Source organism: Pantoea conspicua, assembly GCF_002095315.1.
Lineage (GTDB): Bacteria > Pseudomonadota > Gammaproteobacteria > Enterobacterales > Enterobacteriaceae > Pantoea > Pantoea conspicua.
In genome coordinates this window covers 36,876-43,324 of record NZ_MLFN01000033.1, presented here as the reverse complement: position 1 = coordinate 43,324, position 6,449 = coordinate 36,876, and the positions used below count along the sequence as shown (strand labels likewise).

At 51.4% G+C, this 6,449-nt stretch carries 5 protein-coding genes and 1 pseudogene; 4 read left to right on the top strand and 2 right to left on the bottom strand.

Annotation, left to right across the window (positions count from 1 at the left end; translation table 11 throughout):
• Window positions 1-81: 81 nt before the first annotated feature.
• Window positions 82-588, bottom strand: coding sequence for a molybdopterin-guanine dinucleotide biosynthesis protein MobB (gene mobB / locus HA41_RS12530; RefSeq protein ID WP_094121067.1), 507 nt, complete (start codon window positions 586-588; stop codon window positions 82-84).
• A gap of 1 nt (window position 589) precedes the next feature.
• The gene (gene mobA, locus HA41_RS12525) at window positions 590-1,156 is read right to left on the bottom strand and encodes a molybdenum cofactor guanylyltransferase MobA (RefSeq protein ID WP_094121066.1); all 567 of its coding nucleotides are present in this window, start codon (window positions 1,154-1,156) and stop codon (window positions 590-592) included.
• Window positions 1,157-1,202: 46 nt separating this feature from the next.
• On the opposite strand from mobA, the gene HA41_RS12520 reads away from it, so the two are divergent.
• From HA41_RS12520 to polA, 4 genes and pseudogenes are all read left to right on the top strand, one after another.
• Window positions 1,203-1,478 (top strand): YihD family protein, encoded by a 276-nt coding sequence (locus tag HA41_RS12520; protein ID WP_094121065.1) that lies wholly within the window; start codon window positions 1,203-1,205, stop codon window positions 1,476-1,478.
• A 44-nt stretch (window positions 1,479-1,522) separates the two neighbouring features.
• On the top strand, window positions 1,523-2,509 hold the full coding sequence (locus HA41_RS12515) for a serine/threonine protein kinase (RefSeq protein WP_094121064.1): 987 nt from the start codon (window positions 1,523-1,525) through the stop codon (window positions 2,507-2,509).
• A gap of 26 nt (window positions 2,510-2,535) precedes the next feature.
• Window positions 2,536-3,165: a thiol:disulfide interchange protein DsbA gene (dsbA, locus tag HA41_RS12510; RefSeq protein WP_031377269.1), complete on the top strand. Its 630-nt coding sequence runs from the start codon at window positions 2,536-2,538 to the stop codon at window positions 3,163-3,165.
• Window positions 3,166-3,539: 374 nt separating this feature from the next.
• Window positions 3,540-6,325: pseudogene (gene polA / locus HA41_RS12505) on the top strand (DNA polymerase I).
• The last annotated feature ends 124 nt before the right edge of the window (window positions 6,326-6,449 follow it).

Here is a 6,449-nt window from a genome sequence, read left to right as displayed (position 1 = left end):
CAAATAAGTGAAGAAGCCCCGCACGGAAGTGCGGGGCTTTTTTACGTCTGAGGATCGCTGAAATCCTGTCAAAACGTGGTATCAGCGGGCTTTTAGCCACTCTGCAATGAAAGACGCAATCGCCACCGGCTGGTTTAAGTCCAGTACCGGCACCGACAATCTAAGCGTCCGATCGCTGGCGACCGCAATGACCTGTTCATCCAGCAGATCCTCTACGCCCCCTTTGATACCGGCGCGCCACAACACAATTTTTGGTACTGCCTCGTTTTTGAATCCTTCTACCAGCACCAGATCCAGTAAAGAGTTATCCATTCTGCTCACCAGATAGGAAAGGTCGATCTGCTCTTCATCGGGTGTTTCACACATCAATGCCCAGCGCTGCGAACTGGCCACGATGACCTGATTGGCTCCCGCTTTTCTGAGCAGATAACTGTCCTTGCCTGGCGTATCCACATCCATCTGATGATGCGTATGTTTGATCAACCCGCTACGAATCCCCTGGTTGCTGAGAATCGGTATAATTTTCTGTAAAAGCGTAGTTTTCCCGGTTCCGCTCCAGCCGACCACAGCGAGTAAAGGTAATGACATATTAAAATCTCTCGTTCAGATCATCAGGTGTATTGATGTTGCGGAAGGCGGACTCATCATCTGCCAGTAACACCGCATGCCCGCCCTGATCGCGCAGAAAGTGCATCAGACGGCGCTCACCAGCCTGCAGGTATTGATAGAGTGGTGCAGCAACGTCGCGGTGGATCAGCGCCAGCGTCGGATGATCGCGCTCCTGTGAACGCACCCATACGGCGGATGCGTCGCCGCGTTGGTGTACCAGCTGTTCAACAAAGTTAAGCGGGATGTCGGGCGTATCGCAGGAACTGAACACCGCCCACTCTCCCTCAATTGCACGTAACGCACTGTAGATTCCTGCAAGAGGGCCTGGATAATCGTCAAGTTCATCCTGCACAACCCGACATCCGCTTAGCTGATAACGATCAATATTACGATTCGCGTTAATCATGACAATGTCGACTTGTGGCCGTAGCCGTTCAAGGACATGCTGATACAACGGCTTGCCATTCAGTGGCACTAATCCTTTGTCCTGACCACCCATACGGCGGCCCTGTCCTCCGGCCAGAATGACGCCGGTTAACATTGTCATGGCATTGTCCTCGCTAATGACGTACTGAAAAACGGGAGTAAGTGATATGAAATGCCATCGCCTGAATGAGTTGATTGAACTACTGCAACCCGCCTGGCAAAAAGAGCCCGATCTTAACCTCATTGCATTCTTACAGAAACTGGCACAGGAAGCGGGTTTCCGTGGCCCATTAAGTGAATTAACCGATGATGTATTGATTTACCATCTCAAAATGCGTGATGCGGCCAGTCATGACGAAATACCTGGCCTGAAAAAAGATCACGAGATTGATTTCAAAACGGCGTTGCTGCGCGCACGGGGTGTCATTAAAGATGACGAGTAGTGTTATCCTTATCCGCTAATTAAAGGATAACCACAGGTAACATGATGAGCGACGCTGCGTTTAACTTTCAGACCCTGAATCCCGATGTGCTGCTGGATGCGCTTTGGGAAACAGGCATACGCGTCGAATCAGGCCTGACCGCACTGAATAGTTATGAGAACCGGGTCTATCAATTCAGTGATGATGACAAACGCCGTTACGTCGCTAAATTTTACCGTCCGCAACGCTGGCATGCAGAACAAATTGTTGAAGAGCATCAGTATGCGCTTGATCTGCTGGCTGACGAAGTGCCTATCGCCGCACCGCTGGTTTTACAGGGCAACACATTGCAGAGTCATGCAGGCTTCTATTTTGCAGTGTTTCCCAGCCTCGGCGGGCGCCAGTATGAAACGGATAATGAAGATCAGATGGAATGGGTAGGACGCTTTCTCGGGCGGATCCATCAGACCGGCCGTAAAGCGCTGTTCAGCCAGCGACCCACTATCGGGCTGGATGAATATCTCTATCAGCCGCGGGAAGTGCTGGAGCAGTGTCTGTTAGTCCCTGCCTCATTAAAAGGGGCGTTGCTTCAGTCTGTCGACAGGCTGGGTAACACGTTACAGCAGCGATGGCATACTACGTGGCAGCCGCTACGATTACACGGTGATTGCCATCCGGGTAATATCCTGTGGCGCGACGGACCTCTGTTTGTCGATCTGGATGATGCTCGCAACGGCCCGGCAGTGCAGGATCTCTGGATGTTGATCAGCGGTGATCGGCAGGAACAGCGCATTCAGTGGGATATCCTGCTGGAGGCGTACGGTGAATTTAGTGACTTTGATATTAATGAATTGTCACTGATTGAGCCTTTACGCGCGATGCGCATGGTTTATTATCTGGCCTGGGTGGTCCGACGCTGGCAGGATCCCGCTTTTCCGCGCGCCTTCCCCTGGATGACAGATGAAGATTTCTGGCGCCGGCAGATTTCGCTTTTTACCGAGCAGGAGAAGCTGTTGCAGGAACCTCCTTTGCAGCTGACCCCGCAATTTTAACGAAGTAGTCAGGAGAGTTTTTCACGATGAAAAAGATTTGGTTTGCACTGATCGGTTTAGTGCTGGCGTTCAGCGCGTCTGCTGCACAATTCACCGAGGGGAAACAATACGTCAGTCTGCAGAAGCCGGTTGCAGGCGAACCTCAGGTGATGGAGTTTTTCTCCTTCTTCTGCCCGCACTGCTATCAGTTCGAACGCATTTATCACGTCAATGATGCAGTGAAAAAGAACCTGCCTGCTGAGACTAAGATGGTGAAATATCACGTTGATTTCCTCGGTGGTGATTTAGGCCCGGTAGTCACTCAGGCATGGGCGGTCGCCATGGCGTTAGGTGTGGAAGATAAAGTCACCGCACCGATCTTTGATGGTATTCAGAAAACCCAGACCATCACCGATCCTGCCAGCCTGAAACAGACCTTTATTACCGCGGCCGGCATCTCGGCAGCAGATTATGATGCGGCCTGGAACAGCTTTGCAGTTAAAGCGCTGGTTGCTCAGCAGCAGAAAGCGGCTGCCGATGTCGATCTGCGTGGCGTGCCAGCGATTTTCGTTAATGGCAAATATATGGTCAATAACGGTGGTCTGGATACCAGCTCTATGGATAATTTCGTTGCCGATTATGCCAACGTCGTGAAATTCCTGGTCAGCCAGAAGTAACCGGCTACCTGACACTCAACGCCAGCGTTGCTGGCGTTTTTTTTGCGTATCGATCGGCGACAGCGTTTTTATCCATCACCTGGGCATAAATTTAATATCCACACAAGGGATCGCGTAATTAAAAATAGCGATCGGGTCACGGAAATTACCTAACCATATGAAAAATAATATTTTAAATGGGATGCGATTTACCTAAACGCCTAAAAAACAGCGCCTTATAATTTTTACGCACAAAGTTATCCACAGAACGATCGTTGCGATCCTCTGCTCAAAAGCGTTAAAAACTCCAGACGCAGCTCGCCTTATTTCACCATTCTTGCCAGGTTGTGGCATCCTTATAGACCAATCCATGGCAACGAAGAATAGACAGACTTATGGCGCAAATAGCAGAAAATCCCCTGATTCTGGTTGATGGCTCGTCCTATCTTTACCGCGCGTATCACGCATTCCCGCCGCTGACCAATAGTGCAGGTGAACCCACAGGCGCCATGTATGGCGTGCTTAATATGCTGAAAAGCCTGCTGGTGCAATATAGTCCAAGTCACGTTGCTGTGGTGTTTGATGCCAAAGGCAAAACGTTCAGGGACGAGCTGTTTGAGCATTACAAATCGCATCGGCCGCCGATGCCGGACGATCTGCGCGCGCAAATCGAACCGTTGCATGAAATGGTACGCGCCATGGGATTACCGCTGCTGGCTGTCAGCGGTGTAGAGGCGGATGATGTCATTGGTACGCTGGCGCTTGAGGCTGAGAAAAAGGGCCGTGCAGTGCTGATCAGCACCGGTGATAAAGATATGGCGCAGCTGGTGACGCCGGGCATCACCCTGATTAATACCATGACCAACACTATTCTGGGCCCGGAAGAGGTTGAGCAGAAATATGGTGTACCGCCCGCTTTGATTATCGATTTCCTCGCTATGATGGGTGACAGCTCGGATAACATCCCAGGTGTTCCCGGTGTTGGTGAAAAAACGGCGCAGGCGTTGTTGCAGGGGCTGGGCGGGATGCGCTCTATTTATGACAATCTGGATAAAGTGGCCGAACTCTCGTTCCGCGGCGCCAAAACTATGGCAGCCAAACTTGAACAGAACCGTGACGTTGCGTTTCTCTCGTATCAGCTGGCGACCATTAAAACCGACGTTGAACTGGAATTACCCTGTGAAGAACTGACGGTTACTGAACCGGATGTTGAGGCATTACAGACGCTGTTCAGCCGTTATGAGTTCAAACGCTGGCTGAATGATCTGCAGGATGGCAAATGGCTTCAGGGCAAAAAGAGCAATCCTCAGGCGCAAAAAGGGCTGAACGATGAGCCTGTGGCTGTGGTTGAGGCCAGCAGTGTGCTCTCGGCCGATGGCTATGTCACTATTCTGGATCAGGCGACCTTCGATAGCTGGCTGGAGAAACTGAAGCACAGTGAGGTGTTCGCTTTTGATCTGGAAACCGATTCGCTGGATACCCTGAGTGCCAATATTGTGGGTATCGGTTTTGCAGTCGCGCCAGGTAAAGCCGCCTATCTGCCGGTGGCACACGATTATCTCGATGCGCCAGAGCAGCTCGATCGCACCGCCGTGCTGGCACAGCTCAAACCGCTACTGGAAGATGCCAGCGCCTGGAAGGTTGGCCAGAACCTCAAATATGACCGCGGTGTACTGAAGAACTACGATATTGAGCTGGCTGGTATCAAATTCGACACTATGCTGGAGTCCTACATTCTTAACAGCGTCGTAGGCAAACACGATATGGATAGTCTGTCGGCGCGCTGGCTGAATCATAAAACCGTCACTTTTCAGGAAATCGCCGGCAAAGGCAAAAACCAGCTGACCTTCAATCAAATCGCTCTGGAACAGGCCGCGCATTATGCGGCTGAAGACGCTGACGTGACCTTACAGCTGCATCTGAAGATGTGGCCGGAGCTGGAGAAAGAAGCGGGGCCGAAAAAAGTCTTTGAGCAAATTGAGATGCCGCTGCTGACGGTGATTTCGCGTATTGAGCGTAATGGTGTATTGATTGATCAATCTATTCTGGCGCAGCATTCAAAAGAACTCACCGCCCGGCTGGCCGAACTGGAGCTGAAAGCGCATGAACTGGCGGGCGAGCCGTTCAACCTCTCTTCGACCAAACAGTTACAGGTGATTCTGTTTGAAAAGCAGGGCATCAAACCGACCAAAAAAACCCTGGCGGGGCACCGTCAACCAGTGAAGAGGTGTTAGCCGAACTGGCTCTGGACTATCCGTTGCCTAAAGTGATTCTGGAACATCGCGGATTGTCCAAACTGAAGTCGACCTATACCGATAAATTACCGCTGATGATTAATCCGGTAAGCGGTCGGGTCCATACCTCTTATCATCAGGCGGTTACCGCGACCGGACGGTTATCCTCGACCGATCCTAACCTGCAGAACATTCCGGTACGCAACGACGAAGGTCGCCGTATCCGGCAGGCTTTTATCGCAGCCAAAGGTAATCGCATCGTCGCGGCTGACTATTCGCAAATTGAACTGCGCATTATGGCGCATCTCTCGCAGGATAAAGGATTGCTGGATGCGTTCGCTCAGGGTGAAGACATCCACCGGGCAACCGCAGCTGAAGTCTTTGGCGTCGCGCTGGACAAGGTCAGCGGAGAACAGCGCCGCAGCGCCAAAGCGATCAACTTTGGTCTGATCTATGGCATGAGCGCATTTGGCCTGTCGCGGCAGTTAAACATTGGTGCCGGCGAAGCGAAAAAGTATATGGATCTCTACTTTGAACGTTATCCTGGCGTGCTGAGCTACATGGAAAATACCCGTCAGCTGGCAGCAAACAAAGGCTATGTCGAAACGCTGGAAGGACGTCGGCTGTGGTTACCGGATATCAAATCCAGCAACGCAATACGGCGTAAAGCGGCGGAACGCGCGGCGATCAATGCGCCAATGCAGGGAACGGCGGCTGATATTATTAAGCGTGCCATGATTGCGGTTGATGGCTGGTTAGAGCAGGAGAAAGAGAGCGGCGTCCGGATGATTATGCAGGTTCATGATGAACTGGTATTTGAGGTCAGATCGGACGTGGTTGAGGCTGCCAGTAAAAAAATACAGGTATTAATGGAAGGCAGCGTTCAGCTTGACGTTCCGTTGCTGGTTGAAATCGGCGTCGGTGATAACTGGGATGAAGCCCACTAATCTGTCAGCACCGTCTGGCACGGCAGCGTTGGTGACAGCCTGAACTGAAACATAAGTAAATCGTTTACGTAATCGCTTCAGCTGGCGCTCGGGTTGACTGAGTACGAAGGGAAAGAGTAACTAC